This is a genomic window from Massilia sp. LMS1-1-1.1, from assembly GCF_040815535.1.
In the GTDB taxonomy this organism is placed as follows: domain Bacteria; phylum Pseudomonadota; class Gammaproteobacteria; order Burkholderiales; family Burkholderiaceae_D; genus Janthinobacterium; species Janthinobacterium aestuarii.
Genome location: NZ_JBFPNG010000001.1, coordinates 846,063 through 863,487 on the forward strand (window position 1 = coordinate 846,063; position 17,425 = coordinate 863,487).

Below are 17,425 nucleotides of genomic sequence, written 5' to 3' on the forward strand. Positions count from 1 at the left end.
CCGCAGCAAAGGCCGCCCTTGTCTGTCTTGCCCACCGCTTGCCGCCATGAGGATCGCCAATGACGCCATCGCTCGCCGTCGCCAGCCAGGCACTGATTACCCTGATCTACGAAGCGGCCACGCAACATGGTGCCTGGTCGCAATTCCTGGCCGCCCTGGCGCAACAGTTGCAGTCGCACGCGGGCCTGATCTGGGCCAATGATTTCAGCAACCGCTCGGTCGATGTCCAGCTGCCGGGCAGCGGCCTGGCCGCCACCTATGGCTTCGCATCGGACGCCATGGCCAGCTTTGCCAGCTATTACGGTGCGCGCAACGTGTGGCTGGAAGACGCCTCCCTGCACCGCGAAGGCGCGGTCGTCACCGGCTCCATGCTGTTTCCCGACCATTGCCTGAAGAAAACCGAATACTGGACGGACTGGTTGCGCCCGCAAGACATCTTTTATACGGCGGCGGCCATCGTCGAATTGCGCGCCGAACGCTCCACCAACGTCACCGTGGTGCGCCGCGAACAGGCGGGCGCCTACGACGCGGGCGAGCTGGCGCTGATGCGCAAGCTGATGCCGCATCTGCAAACGGCCTTTGCCCTGCAGCGCAAGCTGCGCCGGCTCGAAGTGCTGTCCCAGAGTTCCACCCAGGTACTGGAATTGCTGCCGTTTGGCGTGCTGCTGCTCGACGCCACGTCGCAATTGCTGTACGCCAACGAGCGCGCGCTGGCCATGACGGCTTCGACGCGGCTGCTGCGGCTGCGCGAAGGCGCGCCCCTGTATTGCCCGCGCGAAGCGGACAACGGCGCGCTGCGGCGCTTGCTGCATGAGGCCGCGCAAACGGGCACGACGGCGGCAGGCGGCCCCGGCGGCGTGCTCAATCTGAACGGACTGACGGGCGAACAGCTGCGCCTGCGCGTCACGCCCCTGCCTTCCTGGCACAGCCCATTCGGCTCGGCCAGCGCCATCGCCGTTTTCCTCAGCGACAGCAGCGACCTGATCACCTCGCTGGCCGCCACCTTGCGCAATTTCTATGGCATGACGGTGGCCGAGGCGCGCCTGACGGAAGCGCTCGTCAACGGCTATTCCTTGCAGGAATACGCCGAGCGCCAGCGCATCTCCATCCACACGGCGCGCACGCAGATCAAGAGCGCCACCGCCAAGGCCGGCGCCCAGCGCCAGGTGGACCTGGTGCGCATCGTGCTGACAGGTCCGGCCGTACTGCAGCGCAATCCCCTTCCCGCCTGAACCCTTCAAAAATGCGTGCCGCCAGCACGCTTTTCATTTATATCGTAAGATACCTATATCGTAAAATAGCGATATTAGAATTGAACAATCACGATATATACATCGCTGAAAAGCGAATTGTATGTTCAGGAGAAACAATATGGATATCGACGCCATCCACAAGGCGTTGGCCAATCCCGTGCGGCGGCAGATCCTGCAATGGCTGAAGGAGCCGGAACAGTATTTCCAGGAGCAGGATCACCCGCTGCACCTGGGCGTGTGCGCCGGCCTGATCGACCGGCGCCTGAACCTGTCGCAATCGACGGTGTCGGCACACCTGGCCAGCTTGCAGAAGGCGGGCCTGATTTCGGCCACCAAGGTGGGCCAATGGAGTTTCTTCAGCCGCAATGAAGCCACCATCCAGGCCTTTCTCGATCACATGCAGCAAGGTTTGTAACAGCAACCCCATCCACATCGCCGCACGCGGCACTCTCGACAGGAAAGACAACCATCATGGCAACTTTATTCGATCCCATCACCATTGGCAGCCTGCAACTGAAAAACCGCATCATCATGGCACCGCTGACGCGTTCGCGCGCCGGCAATCCGGGCCGCGTGCCCAACGCCCTGATGGCCGAGTACTACACGCAGCGCGCTTCGGCCGGCATGATCATCTCGGAAGCGACGGCCGTCACGCCGCAGGGCGTGGGCTATGCCGACACCCCGGGCATCTGGTCCGAGGAACAGGTGGAAGGCTGGAAACACATCACCAAGGCCGTGCATGACGCGGGCGGCCTGATCGTGCTGCAACTGTGGCACGTGGGCCGCATTTCCGCACCACTCTTCCTCGACGGCGACCTGCCCGTGGCGCCCAGCGCCGTCAAGCCGGCCGGCCACGTGAGCCTGGTGCGCCCGCAACAGGAATTCGTCACGCCGCGCGCGCTCGATGTGGAAGAGATTCCCGGCATCGTCGCGGCCTACCGCCTGGGCGCGGAAAATGCGAAAAAAGCGGGCTTCGACGGCGTGGAAATCCACGGCGCCAATGGCTATTTGCTCGACCAGTTCCTGCAAGACAGCACCAACTTGCGCACCGACAACTATGGCGGGTCGATAGAAAACCGCGCCCGGTTGATGCTGGAAGTGACGGACGCGTGTATCGAAGTATGGGGCGCGGACAAGGTCGGCATGCATATGGCGCCGCGCCGCGACGCGCACGACATGGGCGACTCCGACCCGCGCGCCACCTTCGGCTACGTGGCACGCGAACTGGGCAAACGCGGCATCGCCTTCATCTGCGCGCGCGAAGCGCTTGGCGACGACCGCCTGGGTCCGTACCTGAAACAGGAATTCGGCGGCGTGTACATCGCCAACGAAAAAATGGACAAGGCGGCGGCCGAAGCCCTGCTGGCCAAGGGCGAAGCCGATGCCGTCGCCTTTGGCCTGTGGTTCATCGCCAACCCCGACCTGCCCATCCGCCTGCACAGCGACGCGCCGTTGAACCCGCTGAACCCGGCCACCCTGTACGCGCCGGACGCGGCCGGCTACACGGACTACCCGGCGCTGGCGGCCCACGGCTGAACGGCGCCCTGAGCAGCAACTAGCGGCTCCTCCCCCTGGCGGCGGGCGCAACGATACGAACGCAACGGACTGCGTGACGATCGCGGCGCCCGCCGTTTTTGTCTACGCTTCAGCGCCATCGGCGCCGTGCCGGCCGGGCCGGACGGCGCGCCTGCACGCTGCTGAAGACACGGCGTATCACCTCGGCCGGCACCGCGTGCTCGCGCAAGTAGGCCGTCGCCACCGTTCGCCCCAGCGCATGATGAAACGCCACGCCACGCTCGACAAGCTCGGCCATCACTTTGTCCGTTCGGACTTGCTGCCCATGTCCATCATCAATATTGTTTTTCATGCCACGGCTCCCTATCGGGTGGATCAACCTTGCATCAAGTTTTGACCACATTGTGCACATTTAGTGCCCGACACCGTGGCAAAGCATCGTTAAAATAGCAGCGGCAATCGCCCCGACACCGCATGAATAGCGGCCTCGGCTGCTTGTCGCCACCGCCAGCCCCGTATAGAATGCCTGCGCAGAATTTTTGCTTCAAGGAAAATGGCCACCAGCGCCATCCCATTAAGAATAGTGTCACTGAAGGGTATCAATGGACGATTTATTTGTACAAGCGGGCGACTTGCCGACCTGGCACCAGCGCTGCGCGCTGCGCGTGCTGCACCTGTTCGGCTGGCGCATGCGCTTTCGCCCCTTGCCGGGGCCGCGCGGCATCGCCGTCGTCTACCCGCACACGTCCAACTGGGATTTCATCGTCGGCCTGTTCGGCAAATGGGCGCTGTCGCTGCCGTTCCGCTGGCTGGCCAAGGATTCGCTGTTCCGCGGTCCGATGGGCAAGGTGCTGCGCTACCTGGGCGGCGAACCGGTCGACCGCAGCACCACCAGCGGCACGATACAGCGCCAGGCCGAACGCATGCTGGCGGCCGACTGGTACTGGCTGGCCATCACGCCGGAAGCGACGCGCAGCTACCGCCCGAACTGGAAAAGCGGCTTTTATCACCTGGCCGTGGCGGCCAAGGTACCGTTGCTGCTGGTCTACATCGACTACCCGAACAAGGTGCTGGGCGTCGTCGACCATTTATATCTGACAGGCGACAAGGACGCCGACATGGCGGCGATTGCCGCCGTGTATGCGGGACACCAGGGCTTGCACCCTGAAAAGGCGGCGCCCATCGTGCTGTCGGACAAGCGTCCCGGCGCCTAAGCAACTCCCATCAGTACCACGCCGGCGGCCGTCAAGGCCATGCCAGCCACCCGCAACATGCGCTCGGCCAGCACCTGGCCGGTGAAACGTCCCGTCCCAAGCAAGATGGCCGAGGCCAGCATGAAGCCGCAGGCGGCCGAGGCGGCCGGCAACTCCTGGCCGTGCGCATTGCCATGCGCCAGCGCAAACAAGCCCACCAGTCCCATGCCCAGCCAGTTCGGCAAGGCCAGCGCCAGCGCGATGGCCAGGCCCACCAGCGCCACCGTGGCGGCGATGCCCGTTTCCAGCCCGGGTACCGTCAAGCCCGCCATGCCTGCCAGCGCGCCAAGCAGCATCATGCCGAGAAATGTGGCGGGCTGGGCCAGGCCGCGGCGCTGCTGGCCGCCCCAGATGCCCACGCCCAGCATGGCCAGCAAATGGTCGATGCCCGTGAACGGATGGGCGAAACCGGCCAGGAAGCCCACGCTCTCGCCGTGGCCGGGGTGGGCCATCGCAGGCAAGGCCAGCAGGCACAGGGCAGCCACGGCGGTGGTTTTCTTCATCAGTGTTGCGCTCATTGCAGCTCCTTGCCTGGTTGATCGAGCAAACCTTGCTCGCGGATAAAATCGATGACCACCTGCACGCCGTCGCCGCTGCGCAGGTTGGTGAACACAAACGGGCGCGCGCCGCGCATGCGCTTGGCATCTTGCGCCATGATGTCCAGATTGGCGCCCACATACGGCGCCAGGTCCGTCTTGTTGATGATCAGCAAATCGGAACGCGTGATGCCGGGTCCGCCCTTGCGCGGGATTTTTTCGCCGCCCGCCACGTCGATTACGTAAATCGTCAGGTCCGACAATTCCGGGCTGAAGGTGGCGGCCAGGTTATCCCCGCCCGATTCGACGAGGATCAAGTCAAGCTCGGGAAAATCCGCCTGCATGCGCGCGATGGCTTCCAGGTTGATGGAAGCGTCTTCGCGGATGGCCGTGTGCGGGCAGCCGCCCGTCTCCACGCCCATCAGGCGCTCGGCCGGCAAGGCGTCCGCGCGCAGCAGGATTTCCATGTCTTCCTTGGTGTAGATGTCATTCGTGATGACGGCCATGTCGTAGCGCTCGCGCATGCCCTTGCACAGCATTTCGCACAGGGCCGTCTTGCCCGAGCCGACGGGCCCGCCGATGCCCACGCGCAGCGGATTGGAGGTGATCGAAGTCATAGTATGGTCTCTCGTTGTCATGTTCAGGAACGGTACAGGCGGCTGTACTGCACTTCGTGGTGCATCGACAGCAGCGACAGGCCGGGCGCCCAGTTGCCCATCTCGTCGTCTTGCAAGGTTTGCGCAGTGAGCGCCGCCGCTTCCAGGTCGGGGCGCAGCGACAGCAGCAATCGCTGCCCGGCCACCTGCCCCAGCGGCACGGATTTCACGCAGACGAGCACCTGGTTTTCCGCCCAGGCGAACAGCATGGCCAGCAGCGCTTGCTCGCGCGGAATGGCCAGTGCCGCCACGGCGCAGGCATAGGCCGTGGGCAGGGCCACCTCCTGCTGGCCCTGCAGCATGTCGATCAAGACGCCGTCGGCCACGCCCAGTTCGGCCAGCAATTTGGTCAGGGAATAGCCCATCTGGATCGTTTCGGCGCGAAATTCCGCCGTGTCGCGCGACGCGATGAAACGCTCGCTCCAGCGCTGCACGGCGCGCAAATCCTGCGCCTCGAACGCCTGCATCAAGCGCCAGCACAAAGGCGCTTCCCAGCGCGCCACTACCTGCGCCAGATGCTCGGCGATCCAGTCGCGCGCCGTGGCCGCGTTGTGCACCAGGCCGGATTCGAGCGCCGCTTCCAGCGCCTGCGAATAGCTGTAGGCGCCAATCGGCAAGGCCGGGCTGGCGAACTGCAGCAAATGCAGCAGGGCCGATGCCTGCATCACGCAGCGCCTGGCACATCGCCGGGACGGTGGATTTTCTGCCGCAGCGGCACGGGCGCCAGCAAGTGCTGGCCGTGGCCGTCGTGGTGGCCATGGCCGCCGCCATACGCGCCCGCCTCGGGCTCGAACGGTGCGCTTTCTTCCGTCACCATTGCCTGCAAGCCTTCGAGCATCTCCTTCAGCACGACGTCCTTGCGGATGCGCAAAAAGCCGTCGCCCACCTGCGCCTGCGTATGGCGGTTGCCCAGGTGGAAAGCGCAACGCAGCAGGGTGTGCGCATCGGCGCATTGCACCAGATAGGTCGGCTCGCGCGCGGCAACGATCTGCACCACCTGCCCTTCCGGCCCCGTCATGCGTTCGCCGTCGCGCAGCACCGTGCCGCGCACGGTGAACACGGCCACGTCGTCGCCATTCGACAGCACGGCGCGCAGCCGGCATTTTTCGCGCTGGTCGTAGGGCAGCACCAGTTGCGCAAACGGTGCGCGCTGGTCTTCTGATCCCAACTTGGTATGCAAAGTCAGCATGTTTGTCTCCTGCTTAAAATAGAAAATAGCGCTGCGCCATCGGCAGCACGGCGGCCGCCTCGCACACGAGCAGTTGGCCGTCGGCGCGCACGGCGTAGGTTTCCGGGTCCACTTCCATGTGCGGCGTGGCGCTGTTGTGGATCATGTCGTGCTTGCGCAAGCCGCGCATGTTCTTCACGGCGATGACGGATTTATTCAGTTTCAGCTGATGCCCGATATCGAGGTCGTAGGCCGCCTGCGAGACAAACGTAAACGACTTTTTCAGGCCCCCGCCGAAGGCGCCGAACATCATGCGGTAGTGCACGGGCTGCGGCGTGGGGATCGATGCGTTCGGGTCGCCCATCTGCGCGGCCGCGATCATGCCGCCCTTCAGAATCATCGACGGCTTGACGCCAAAAAAGGCCGGCTTCCACAGCACGATGTCGGCGATCTTGCCCGCCTCGATGGAGCCCACCACGTGCGCAATCCCGTGCGTGATGGCTGGATTGATCGTGTACTTGGCGATGTAGCGCTTGGCGCGGAAATTGTCGCTGCGCGCCGTGTCGGGCGCCAGGGCGCCCCGCTGCACCTTCATCTTGTGCGCCGTCTGCCAGGTGCGCATGATCACCTCGCCCACTCTCCCCATCGCTTGCGAGTCGGACGACATCATCGAGATGGCGCCGATGTCGTGCAGGATGTCTTCGGCAGCGATGGTTTCGCGGCGGATGCGCGACTCGGCAAACGCCACGTCTTCGGCAATGGCCGGGTCCAGGTGGTGGCAGACCATCAGCATGTCCAGGTGCTCGTCGAGCGTGTTGACGGTAAACGGGCGAGTGGGATTCGTCGACGAGGGCAGCACGTTGGACTGGCCCACGGCGGCGATGATGTCGGGCGCATGGCCGCCGCCCGCCCCTTCCGTGTGAAACGTGTGGATGGTGCGGTCCTTGAAGGCGGCCAGCGTGTGCTCGAGAAAACCGCCCTCGTTGAGGGTATCGCTGTGCAGCGCCACCTGGATATCCATGCGGTCCGCGACGGACAGGCAGTTGTCGATGGCGGCCGGCGTGCTGCCCCAGTCTTCGTGCAGTTTCAGGCCGATGGCGCCCGCGCACACCTGTTCTTCCAGCGGCAGCGGCAGGCTGACGTTGCCTTTGCCCATGAAGCCCAGGTTCATGGGGAAGGCGTCGGCGGCCGCCAGCATCGCGTGCAAATGCCACGGTCCCGGCGTGCAGGTGGTGGCGGCCGTGCCCACGGCCGGCCCCGTGCCGCCGCCCAGCATGGTGGTCACGCCGCTCATCAGCGCTTCCTCGATCTGCTGCGGGCAAATGAAGTGGATATGCGTGTCGACGCCGCCGGCCGTGACGATCATGCCTTCGCCGGCGATGATTTCCGTGGCGCCGCCGATGGCCAGAGTGACGCCAGGCTGGATGTCCGGGTTGCCCGCCTTGCCGATGCCGAAGATCAGGCCGTTCTTCAAGCCGATATCGGCTTTGACGATGCCCCAGTGGTCGAGGATGACGGCATTCGTGATGACGGTATCCATCACCTCGGCCGCGCAGCGCTGCGACTGGCCCATGCCGTCGCGGATCACCTTGCCGCCGCCGAATTTCACCTCTTCGCCGTAGATCGCATAGTCATGCTCGATCTCGATGAACAGTTCCGTGTCGGCCAGGCGGATGCGGTCGCCCTTGGTGGGGCCGAACATCTCGGCATACGCGCTACGGGGAATGCTGGCCATCTCAATCCTTTCCCGGTGGTGTGTCTTGCAGTTCGCCCATCACTTCGCCATTGAAGCCGTAGACCTTGCGCTCGCCCGCCAGCGCCACCAGTTCCACCGTGCGCTGCTGGCCCGGCTCGAAGCGCACGGCCGTGCCGGCCGTGATGTTCAGGCGCATGCCGTAGGCGCGCCAGCGCTCGAAAGCCAGCGCCGGATTGACTTCAAAAAAATGGAAGTGCGAGCCGACCTGTATCGGCCGGTCGCCCCGGTTGGCCACCACCACGGTGGCCGTGGCGCGCCCGGTATTCAAGCTGATTTCGCCTTCTTCCAATTGGTATTCGCCTGGGGTCATGATGGGCTCCTTCTCAAAAAACTACGGTATCGGGTGGTGCACGGTCACCAGCTTGCTGCCATCGGGGAAGGTCGCTTCCACCTGGATGTCGGGGATCATCTCGGCGATGCCGTCCATGACGTCGGCGCGCGAGAGTATCTTCGTACCGTCCGACATCAGCTGCGCCACCGACTTGCCATCGCGCGCGCCTTCCATGATGGCGGCGCTGATCAGGGCCACCGCTTCCGGATAATTCAATTTCAAGCCGCGCGCCAGGCGCCGTTCGGCCAGCAGCGCGGCCGTAAAAATCAGCAGCTTGTCTTTTTCGCGGGGAGTCAGGTCCATAGTTTTCCTTGTTCTTTCCTGATTAAGTGTTCCAGATGCGGGGCACGACGGCATCGCGTCCCAGCATGGCGGGGCGCAGCAGCTGCCAGGCGGCCAGCATGACGCGCCGCGCCGCCTCGCTGTCGCCGCACAACAGGCGCACCACCACCAGCGATTTCATGTGCGTGGCGCCAAACGCGGCGCCGGCCGGCACGGCGATCCCGCGCACGGCCGCCAGCACGTCGGGAGAAACGGGCATGCCGACGGCGATCAGGGTGGCGCACACCGTGTGGCCCGCCAATCCCAGTGGGCTGGCCATCAGCGCGCCGCCACCCGCCAGCACGCCCTGCTCCCACCACAGCAGCTTGCCGCCACGGCGGATCTGCACCTGCTGGCTGATGCTGCCCGTGTTGAAAACTTCGCCCGAGGCGCTGCGGCCCAGGCAGACGATGTCGCAGCCGATGTAGCTGGCGTCCGGCGCCAGTTCCACTTCGTGGCGCAGGCGCACGCAGGCCTGGTCGAAGAAAATGCTTTCCTGCGGCAGCCACTCGATGGCCGCGCCGCTACCGGCGCGCAGCACGATGTGCTGGCCCGAGACGTGGCCATTGGCGCGGTACCATTTGGCCGCGCCCGGCGACGTGAGCAAGGCGTGCGCGCCCTCGCCCACCGTGGCGTCGACTGCCAGCTGGTCGCCGCCCACGACGCCACCGGGCGGATGGATGATGATGGCGTGGCAGACGGCGCCGCCTTCCGGGTACAGGGGCTTTTGCACGCGCAGGGGGCCGCTATGCGTGCGCTCGACGAGGCGGCTGACGCCATCGTGCAAGGCAAAGCCCAGGCGCAGCTGCGCCTGCCAGGCGCCGTGCGCGCTGGCTGGTAAAGGCGTGACTGGTCGGGTGCTGTCTGGCATGCGGGGCAATCGCGTAAATAAGCGATTACCTAAGCAGGATATGTGCCAGCGTCAGGGGAAGGAAAAGTGAGAATCGTGCACCGCGCTGCGGCGGGCGCACCGGCATGGTGCATCGGCCGCACCGCGGCGCTTAGGCCACGGCCACTGTCACGGCCAGGGTGCGCCGTTCGCGCAGCAAGGCCGTGAAGGCTTCCGCGGCCAGGGGGCGGCTGAAAAAATAGCCCTGCATTTCATCGCAGCCGTGTTCCGTCAGGAAGTCGACCTGTTCGCGCGTTTCCACGCCTTCGGCGATGACGCGCATGTCGAGGTTGTGCGCCAACGAGATGACGGAACGGGCGATGGCCGCGTCGCTGCTGCTGGTGGTGACGTCGTCGACGAAGGATTTGTCGATCTTCAGCACGTCGATGGGAAAGCGTTTCAGGTAGCCGAGGCTGGAATAGCCGGTGCCGAAATCGTCGAGCGAAATGCCCACGCCGATATCCTTCAGGCGCGTGAGGGCCGCCACGGCCTTGTCCGGGTCGCCCATCACCGTGCTTTCCGTGATCTCGATGCCGAGGCAGGCGGGCGCGATGCCGTATTTGCGCAAGGCCGCCTCGACGAACGGCACCGTGCGGTCCTGCGCGAACTGTTTGCCGGACAGGTTGACGGCCACCTTGATGCTGCCCAGGCCAGCGTCGTGCCAGGCGCGGATTTGCGCGCACACGCTTTCGAGCACCCATTCGCCGATGGCCGTGATCGAGCCGTATTCCTCGGCCAGCGCGATGAACAGGCCGGGCGGCACCTTGCCCAGCACCGGGTTATCCCAGCGCAGCAGGGCTTCAGCGCCCAGCAAGGCGCCCGTGCGCAAGCACATCTGCGGCTGGTAGTGCACTTCGAATTCATCGCGGCAGATGGCGCCGCGCAGCTGCTGCTGCATCGCCAGGCGGGCGCGGATATCGCTGCCCATGCGTTCCGTGAAGAAGGCGTAATGGTCGCGCCCCATTTCCTTGGCGCGCACGAGGGCCGTGTCGGCGTGGCGCAGCACGTCGTCGAGGCTGTCGCCGTCGGCCGGGCACATGGCGATGCCGATGCTGGTCGTCAGCGCCAGGCGTTCGCCATCGACGCTGAGTTCCTCGCGCAAGCCGGCCAGGATGGTTTGCGCCAGCCCCAGGGTACGCCCCAGCAGGGCATCGTCCTGCAGCAGTATCTGGAATTCGTCGCCGCCCTGGCGCACCACCGTGTCGCCTTCGCGCACGCAGCCGGACAGGAAACGCGCCACCACTTGCAGCGCCTTGTCGCCGACGGCCTGGCCGTGCGAATCGTTGATATTCTTGAAGCGGTCCAGGTCGAGGCACATCAGCACCACCTGCTGGCTGTCGCGCACGGCGTTCGCGCGCGCCTGTTCGAAGCGCTCGCGCAGCAGCACGCGGTTCGGCAAACCGGTCAGCGCATCGTGGTAGGAAAGGAAATCGATCAGATGCTGCTCGGCCTTGCGTTCGCTGATGTCGAGGAAGACGCCGATATAGTTGACGACGGCGCCGTCGGGTCCGTGCACGGTGGAGACGCTGAGCAGGCAGGGATAGGTGTCGCCGCTCTTGCGCCGCGTCTGCACCTCGCCCGACCAGCAGCCGCTGCTGCGCAAGCCCTGGCGCAGGGCCAGCAGCACCGCTTCGCCCGTGTATTCGGCGTGCAGGCGCATGATGTCCGTGCCCACCACTTCCTGCGCCGCGTAGCCGGTGATGCGCGTAAAGGCGGGATTGGCGGTGACGATGACGCCGGCCGCATCGGTAATCAGGATGGCGTCCTGGGTCGCTTCGAAGACCTGGCCCGACAGGCGCAGCAATTCTTCATTGGCGCGGCGGATCTGCACTTCGCGCGCCAGTGTGCTGGCCACCTGCTCGAGTTCGGCCGTGCGTTCGGCCACCCTCCGTTCTAGGTTGGCGCGTTCCTGCGCCAGTTGCAGCTGCGCCCGCGCCAGGCGCACGTGGGCGTCGGTGCGGGCCAGGATTTCCTCGGCCTGGAAGGGCTTGGCGATGAAATCGACGGCGCCCAGCGCAAAGCCGCGCACCTTGTCGTCCGTATCGTACTGGGCCGACAGGAAGATCACCGGCACCTGGCACAGGGACGGTATCTCCTTCAGGCGGCGGCACACTTCAAAGCCGTCGAGGCCGGGCATGCGCACGTCGAGCAGGATCAGCTCGGGCGGGCGCGCCTGGGCCGTCCACAGGGCCAGTTCACCGTTCGGCGCCTGGCGCACGGCATAGCCGGCGCCGCCCAGCAAATCGCTCAACAGCTTCAGCGAAGCCGGCGTATCTTCAACGATCAGTACTTCGCCCTTCGAGTTCACTTCCGAAAAATCGCGGTGCATGTAGCAGTTCTCTCAGCTTTGGATGAGGCGCGGCGGTCGGTTGCCACGCTGGACAAGACATTTCTTTGCGATGAACTACGTACTATCATCATAATCTTTATTGCAATTTAGCACCATCCATCGGCGCTACTTAGTCGTTCTTTTCAGCGAATCCGATGTTGTCAGCCCACACTTTCAAGCGTGCGCCAGCACGCCTTCATTCTCCAGCAAGTCGCACAGCTGGCGGTACTGATGCTGGTCGAGCATGGCTTGCAGCGGCGCCAGCAACGGCGCCGCCACCGCGGGCAGGGCCGCCAGCAGCTGCGCCACCCTGGCCAGGTTCAATTCGCGCAGCGCCACCAGCAAGGCGGCGCGTTCTTCCCCGGTCAACAGCAGCAAATCTTGCGCCCGCAGTGCCGGCCGCGCCTCGGGCACAGGTGCCACAGGCTGCGGCACGGGTACCTGCAGCGGCGCCTCGGCCGCCTGCGCGGGAATGCTGAAGCTGAAGACGGCGCCCTGCCCCGGCGTCGATTCCACCGTCAGTTCGCCTTCCATCAGCTGCACGAATTCGCGCGAGATGGCCAGGCCCAGGCCCGTGCCATCTTTCGGTCCCGCGCTGTCGGCCTGCACGAAGGGCTCGAAAATGCGCTGCTGGTCTTCCGGCGCGATGCCGATGCCCGTGTCGCTGACGGCGAACGACAGCATCCATTGATCGCCATCGCGCCGCTCGCCGCGCACGCGCAGGGTGACTTCGCCGCCGCCGGCGAACTTGACGGCGTTCGACATCAGGTTCAGCAGCACCTGGCGCAAGCGCGTCGCGTCGAGCAGCACGGCCGCCGGCAGGCCCGCGCAATCGAGCCGCAAGGCCAGCCCCTGCTGCTCGGCGCGCATGCCCAGCATGTCCATCACTTCCTGCAGCAGGGGCGCCAGCGCCACCACGGCCGTCTGCGCCTGCAGGCGCCCCGCCTCGCCCTTCGACAGTTCGAGGATTTCATTGATCAGGGTAAGCAAGTGATTGCCGGAGCGGTGGATGATGGCCAGGTTGCGCTTTTCATCGTCGTGCATATTGGGCGAGGCGGCCATCAGGCGCGAAAATCCGATCACGGAATTCAAGGGCGTGCGCAGTTCATGGCTCATGTTCGCCAGGAAGGTGCTCTTGGCGCGGTTCGCCGCCTGCGCCTGGCTGACGGCCACCGACAGGGCGCTCGTGCGCTCGGCCACCAGTTCTTCCAGGTGATGGCGGTGGCGCAGCAGTTCCAGTTCGGCCTCGCGGTGCGCCGTGATGTCGTAGTTCGACCCCACCATGCGCATGGGCTGGCCCTGCCCGTCGCGGAAGATCACCGCGTCGGCCTTGATGTAGCGGATGGCGCCATCGGGCCACAGGATGCGGTATTCGTGCGTGAACGCCTGGCCGGCGCCCAGCGCGGCGCGCAGGGCCTCCTTGGCGGCCGGCACGTCGTCGGGCATCAGCGCCGCGCGCCAGATCGCCGCCGGCGCCGTGCCGCTGTCCGCATCGGCCTTGAACTGCGCGTACATCTGTTCGTCCCACTGCAAGGCGCCGCTGCGGACGTTCCAGTCCCAGATGCCGATGCTGGCCGCGCCCGTGGCCATCTGCACGCGCTCCTCGCTGCGCTGCAAGGCGCGGTAGCGGCTGTCGAGCAGCGCCACCATCTCGCGGATCGAACGGTACAGCGTGCGCAGCTCGCCCAGGAACCACGCTTTCGGCGGCGTGCCGAACGCTTCGCCCTGCCCTGCCTGGATGCCGGCCGCATACTGGCCGATCGCCTTCAGGGGTTTGAGCATCAGACACCACATGAGCAGCCAGATGCTGGCCACGAGGATCACGTCGAGCGCCACGATCATGGCGCCGATGCCCAGCGCGCGTTGCCGCAGCTGCGCATGCAGCAGGGCAGGCGTCGCATACACGGCCACGCTGCCGATGACTTGTCCGCCCATCGTCACGGGACGCCGCTGCACCAGCCAGTCCGGCTCCGCGGACAGCGAGGAAAAGCTGCCGATGGCGCCGTCCGCGGTGCGGCGCAGGACCAGCGCTTCCTTGCCGATGCCCGGCGTCAGCGAGCTGGCCATCAGGTCGCGCTTGCCCAGCATGCTGCGCATGATGGCCTGCATCTGCTTTTCATCGAGATTCCACAAGGGCAGTTCGATGGCCACGGCCAGCTGGTCCGCGCTGACGGACAGGCTGCGCTGCAGCTGCTGCCAGCGCTGCTCGCGTTCGGACTGGTAAAACAGCACGGCAAACACCAGCAGCAGCGCGGTGACGACAAAGGTCAGCGCCACGCTGACGGCCAGCACGATGGACACGCCGCCCAGGCGCGCGCCCTTGGATGGGTGAAGCGTCATGCGTCTTCGCCCTGCGGCTCGCTGGCCAGCTGCGCCAGCAAGGCGCACAGCGGCTGGTATTGATGCTGTTCCAGCATGGCGGCGATGTGCGCGGCCAGCTGCGGCAGGCTGGTTGCCACGCCGGCCAGCACGATGGCGCTGCGCCGCAAATCGAGGGCTTGCACGGATGCGAGCAGCGCCTGGCGCTCGTCCGCGCCCAACTGGCCCAGCGACTGCTGCAGGTCAAATGGCGCGACCGGCACGCGCGGCGGCACGGCGCCGGTGCGCTGGAAGCGCACGCCCAGCTGCTGCTCCAGCATGGCGAACAGGTGTTCCTGCTCGATCGGCTTGCGCAGGAAGCCGTCGGCGCCGGCCGCCAGCGCTTCCTGCTTTTCTTCCTCGAAGGCGGAAGCGGTCATGATCACCAGGCGCGGCTGCACCAGCGCCGGCTGCGCGCGCAGCCAGCGCGTCAGCGCCAGGCCATCCATGTCAGGCATGCGCCAGTCGCTGAGCACGATGTCGTAGCGCTGCGCCGCCAGCATGGCTTGCGCCTGCACGCCGCCCGCCGCTTCCTGCAACTGGAAGCCCAGCGGCTCCAGCAAGCCGGTCAGCAGCTTGCGGCAGTTGTCGTCATCGTCGACCAGCAGCACCGTGCGCCCGCGCTGGGCCGCCGGCAGGCGCGCCACGCGGCCCGGCGCCAGCGGCGCGACGGCCGGGCACTGTACGCGGGGCGCGCGCAAGTCGAAATGGAACATGGAGCCAGCCCCCAGGGTCGATTCGACGCGCAGCTCGCCGCCCATCAGGCGCACGAATTCGCGCGAAATGGTCAGCCCCAGTCCCGTGCCAGCCTGCGCCACGGCGCTGTCGGCCTGCACGAACGGTTCAAAGATGCGCTCCAGGTCCTCTTCCGCGATGCCGCTGCCCGTATCGCGCACGGCAAAGGCCAGCGCCACTTGCCCATCGTCCTCCGCCTGGCAAGCCAGCGACAGGGTCACGCTGCCCTGCTTGATGAACTTGAGCGCGTTCGACAGCAAATTGAGCAGCACCTGGCGCAGCTTGGCGCCATCGAGGCGCACCAGCGGCGGCACGCCGGCACGTTCGAGCCGCAGCGCGATGCCCTGGTCGCTCGAACGCATGCGCACCATCTCAAGCACTTCGTCGAGCAAACCGTTCAAGTCCACGGGCCCCGCCTGCAGCTGCATGCGGCCCGCCTCGATTTTCGACAATTCCAGGATATCGTTGATCAAGGTGAGCAAATGGTGGCCGGCGCGGTTGATGATGGCCAGGTTGTGTTTTTCTTCCTCGAACATGCTGCTCGAATCGGCCATCATCTGCGAAAAGCCGATCACGGAATTCAAGGGCGTGCGCAATTCGTGGCTCATGTTGGCCAGGAAGACGCTTTTCGCGCGGTTCGCCGATTCGGCCTCGGTGACGGCCACCGACAGGGCGGCCGTACGCTGCTGCACCAGTTCCTCCAGGTGGTCGCGGTAGCCGAGCAGTTCCTGCTCGCTTTGCTTGCGCTCGGAAATGTCGACGATACCGCTGCGCACCAGGCGCCGCCCTTCCATCGGCAAGCGCACCAGCCGCACTTCGCAAGGAAAGATGCTGCCGTCGGCGCGCCGCACATTGCGCTCGACCAGGATGGGTTCACCGAGCATGGCGCGGCGCAGATGCTCTTCCATCATCAGTCCCAGCGGCAGACCATCGGGCTGCTCGCCCGTGTACAGGTCGAACGGCCCGCGCGCCAGCAGCGCCTCGCGCGACATGCCCAGCATGCGCTGCGCACTGCTGTTGGCGTCGATAAAACGGTCCAGATCCAGGTCATACACGACGATGGCTTCGGGCGCATGCTCGACGAGGATGCGGAAGCGCTGCTCGCTTTCGCGCGCATCGCCCTCGGCGCGGCGCAAACGGCGGCGCTGCAGCAGCAAGGCGCTCAGCATGCACGCCATGGCGAGAAACACGGCGCCAGCCGACAGCACGGCCGCGCGGTGCTCATGCCACAGCTGCGGCGGGCGGTTGAAGAACAGGGTGTTCGGCGGCAGCCGGCTGATGTCGGCATCCCAGCGCTGCAGCTGCTCCCAGTCATACATGGGCACGGGACGGACCGGCGGCAGCAAGGCGCCCGGGGCGGCTGGCGCCTTGCCGGCCAACACGGCCAGCGACATCTGCGCCACCTGCTGCGCGGCCCCTTCGATGTGCAGGATGGAGCCGCCGAGGATGCCCTTGCCCACGTTCGTGTTGTACATGCCGAAGGCGGGCACGTTCGCCAGCCGCGCCAGTTCACCGGCAAACTGCACGGGCGTGGCGATGGCACCGTCCACGTCGCGGTTGACATTGCCCGTCACCAGCAGCGTATCGGCGGGCAGGCGCGCCACCTTCGCGCGCATCTGCGCCAGGGTCAGGCCGTCGAGATACTCCATGAAAACGATACCCTGCCAGGCCTGCGCCGCCTGCTGCATGCTGCGCTTCAAGGCCTGGTCGGCCTCGCTGGCGCCGACGGCCATGACGATGGTTTTGGTTTCAGGGAACAGCGCCATCGCTTGCGCCAGGGTGCCGGGAAAATCGACGTTCGCCTTTTGCTGCCAGATGGCCAGCGGGCTGCCTACCGGCAAGGCCTTGCCCGAGGTGTTAATCGCCAGCACGGGCACGCCGCGCGCCAGCGGCGCCAGGTCCGACAGCAAAAAATCGAGCGCCGGCTGCTGCATCGCGATGATCAGATCCGCCTTGCGCCCCATCATCTGGGTGTATCTTAAAAGCAACAAATCACGCATCTCATTGCGCAGCGCCGGGTCGCCCTGGGTATTCAAGTTCAGGTGCTCGACCATGATGTCTTCGCTGGCCAGGCCCGCGGCGGCCATGGCGGCCACATAGGTGCGCGTGTACGATTCCACGCCGGCGCGGCCGTAATCGTAGGCATTGAGGACCAGCACGCGCTGCCCCTGATGCGGCGGCGCAGCCGGCATGGCCGCAGGGGCCGCGGAGACACACAACGCCAGCAGCAATGCGCGGCCGCAGCGGCGCACCGCTGCCCTGCCCATCCCGCCGCCAGGCACATCACGCATCATTCGCCATGCCCATGCTCGCTCTCGCTGTCAC

General features: G+C 65.8%; 16 protein-coding genes. 4 read left to right on the forward strand and 12 right to left on the reverse strand.

The window, feature by feature from the left end:
• The first annotated feature begins 59 nt into the window (after window positions 1–59).
• From MRBLMS1_RS03870 to MRBLMS1_RS03880, 3 genes are all read left to right on the forward strand, one after another.
• Window positions 60–1,232 carry a helix-turn-helix transcriptional regulator gene (locus MRBLMS1_RS03870; protein WP_128142691.1) on the forward strand — a complete coding sequence of 391 codons (1,173 nt, stop codon included), beginning with the start codon at window positions 60–62 and terminating at the stop codon, window positions 1,230–1,232.
• Window positions 1,233–1,371: 139 nt separating this feature from the next.
• Window positions 1,372–1,668, forward strand: coding sequence for an ArsR/SmtB family transcription factor (locus MRBLMS1_RS03875; RefSeq protein ID WP_034751927.1), 297 nt, complete (start codon window positions 1,372–1,374; stop codon window positions 1,666–1,668).
• Between the two features lie 56 nt (window positions 1,669–1,724).
• Window positions 1,725–2,789, forward strand: a complete 1,065-nt coding sequence (locus MRBLMS1_RS03880) for an alkene reductase (protein ID WP_139089709.1) — start codon at window positions 1,725–1,727, stop codon at window positions 2,787–2,789.
• Window positions 2,790–2,898: 109 nt separating this feature from the next.
• Here the strand turns inward: MRBLMS1_RS03880 and MRBLMS1_RS03885 are convergent, their stop codons facing one another.
• Entirely contained in the window at window positions 2,899–3,120 is a 222-nt protein-coding gene (locus MRBLMS1_RS03885) for a hypothetical protein (RefSeq protein WP_034751929.1), read from the reverse strand.
• A 250-nt stretch (window positions 3,121–3,370) separates the two neighbouring features.
• Here MRBLMS1_RS03885 and MRBLMS1_RS03890 point away from each other — a divergent pair, with 250 nt between their 5' ends.
• Window positions 3,371–3,982: a 1-acyl-sn-glycerol-3-phosphate acyltransferase gene (locus MRBLMS1_RS03890; RefSeq protein WP_485877927.1), complete on the forward strand. Its 612-nt coding sequence runs from the start codon at window positions 3,371–3,373 to the stop codon at window positions 3,980–3,982.
• Here MRBLMS1_RS03890 and MRBLMS1_RS03895 read toward each other — a convergent pair.
• The 11 genes from MRBLMS1_RS03895 to MRBLMS1_RS03945 all read right to left on the reverse strand — a co-directional run bounded on the left by MRBLMS1_RS03895 (window position 3,979) and on the right by MRBLMS1_RS03945 (window position 17,394).
• Entirely contained in the window at window positions 3,979–4,539 is a 561-nt protein-coding gene (locus MRBLMS1_RS03895; protein ID WP_485877929.1) for a HupE/UreJ family protein, read from the reverse strand. The genes MRBLMS1_RS03890 and MRBLMS1_RS03895 overlap by 4 nt on opposite strands.
• Window positions 4,536–5,174 carry an urease accessory protein UreG gene (gene ureG / locus MRBLMS1_RS03900; protein WP_070304690.1) on the reverse strand — a complete coding sequence of 213 codons (639 nt, stop codon included), beginning with the start codon at window positions 5,172–5,174 and terminating at the stop codon, window positions 4,536–4,538. Before ureG ends, MRBLMS1_RS03895 begins: the two co-directional genes overlap by 4 nt.
• A 23-nt stretch (window positions 5,175–5,197) precedes the next feature.
• Window positions 5,198–5,878 (reverse strand): urease accessory protein UreF, encoded by a 681-nt coding sequence (locus MRBLMS1_RS03905; protein WP_485877930.1) that lies wholly within the window; start codon window positions 5,876–5,878, stop codon window positions 5,198–5,200.
• Window positions 5,878–6,402 carry an urease accessory protein UreE gene (gene ureE / locus MRBLMS1_RS03910; protein ID WP_485877932.1) on the reverse strand — a complete coding sequence of 175 codons (525 nt, stop codon included), beginning with the start codon at window positions 6,400–6,402 and terminating at the stop codon, window positions 5,878–5,880. The genes MRBLMS1_RS03905 and ureE overlap by 1 nt, the downstream gene beginning before the upstream one ends.
• Before the next feature lie 13 nt (window positions 6,403–6,415).
• Complete coding sequence (gene ureC / locus MRBLMS1_RS03915) at window positions 6,416–8,116, reverse strand: urease subunit alpha (RefSeq protein ID WP_485877934.1); 1,701 nt, start codon at window positions 8,114–8,116, stop codon at window positions 6,416–6,418.
• A 1-nt stretch (window position 8,117) separates the two neighbouring features.
• Complete coding sequence (locus tag MRBLMS1_RS03920; RefSeq protein WP_485877936.1) at window positions 8,118–8,447, reverse strand: urease subunit beta; 330 nt, start codon at window positions 8,445–8,447, stop codon at window positions 8,118–8,120.
• 21 nt (window positions 8,448–8,468) lie between these two features.
• Entirely contained in the window at window positions 8,469–8,771 is a 303-nt protein-coding gene (locus MRBLMS1_RS03925) for an urease subunit gamma (RefSeq protein ID WP_034751936.1), read from the reverse strand.
• Between the two features lie 22 nt (window positions 8,772–8,793).
• Window positions 8,794–9,660 carry an urease accessory protein UreD gene (locus tag MRBLMS1_RS03930; protein WP_485877938.1) on the reverse strand — a complete coding sequence of 289 codons (867 nt, stop codon included), beginning with the start codon at window positions 9,658–9,660 and terminating at the stop codon, window positions 8,794–8,796.
• A gap of 130 nt (window positions 9,661–9,790) precedes the next feature.
• A complete protein-coding gene (locus MRBLMS1_RS03935; protein WP_128142686.1) occupies window positions 9,791–12,007 on the reverse strand; it encodes a two-component system response regulator in 2,217 nt (738 codons plus the stop codon).
• A gap of 174 nt (window positions 12,008–12,181) precedes the next feature.
• The gene (locus tag MRBLMS1_RS03940) at window positions 12,182–14,347 is read right to left on the reverse strand and encodes a sensor histidine kinase (protein WP_485877941.1); all 2,166 of its coding nucleotides are present in this window, start codon (window positions 14,345–14,347) and stop codon (window positions 12,182–12,184) included.
• Window positions 14,344–17,394 carry a sensor histidine kinase gene (locus MRBLMS1_RS03945; protein WP_485877943.1) on the reverse strand — a complete coding sequence of 1,017 codons (3,051 nt, stop codon included), beginning with the start codon at window positions 17,392–17,394 and terminating at the stop codon, window positions 14,344–14,346. Before MRBLMS1_RS03945 ends, MRBLMS1_RS03940 begins: the two co-directional genes overlap by 4 nt.
• Window positions 17,395–17,425 lie beyond the last annotated feature (31 nt).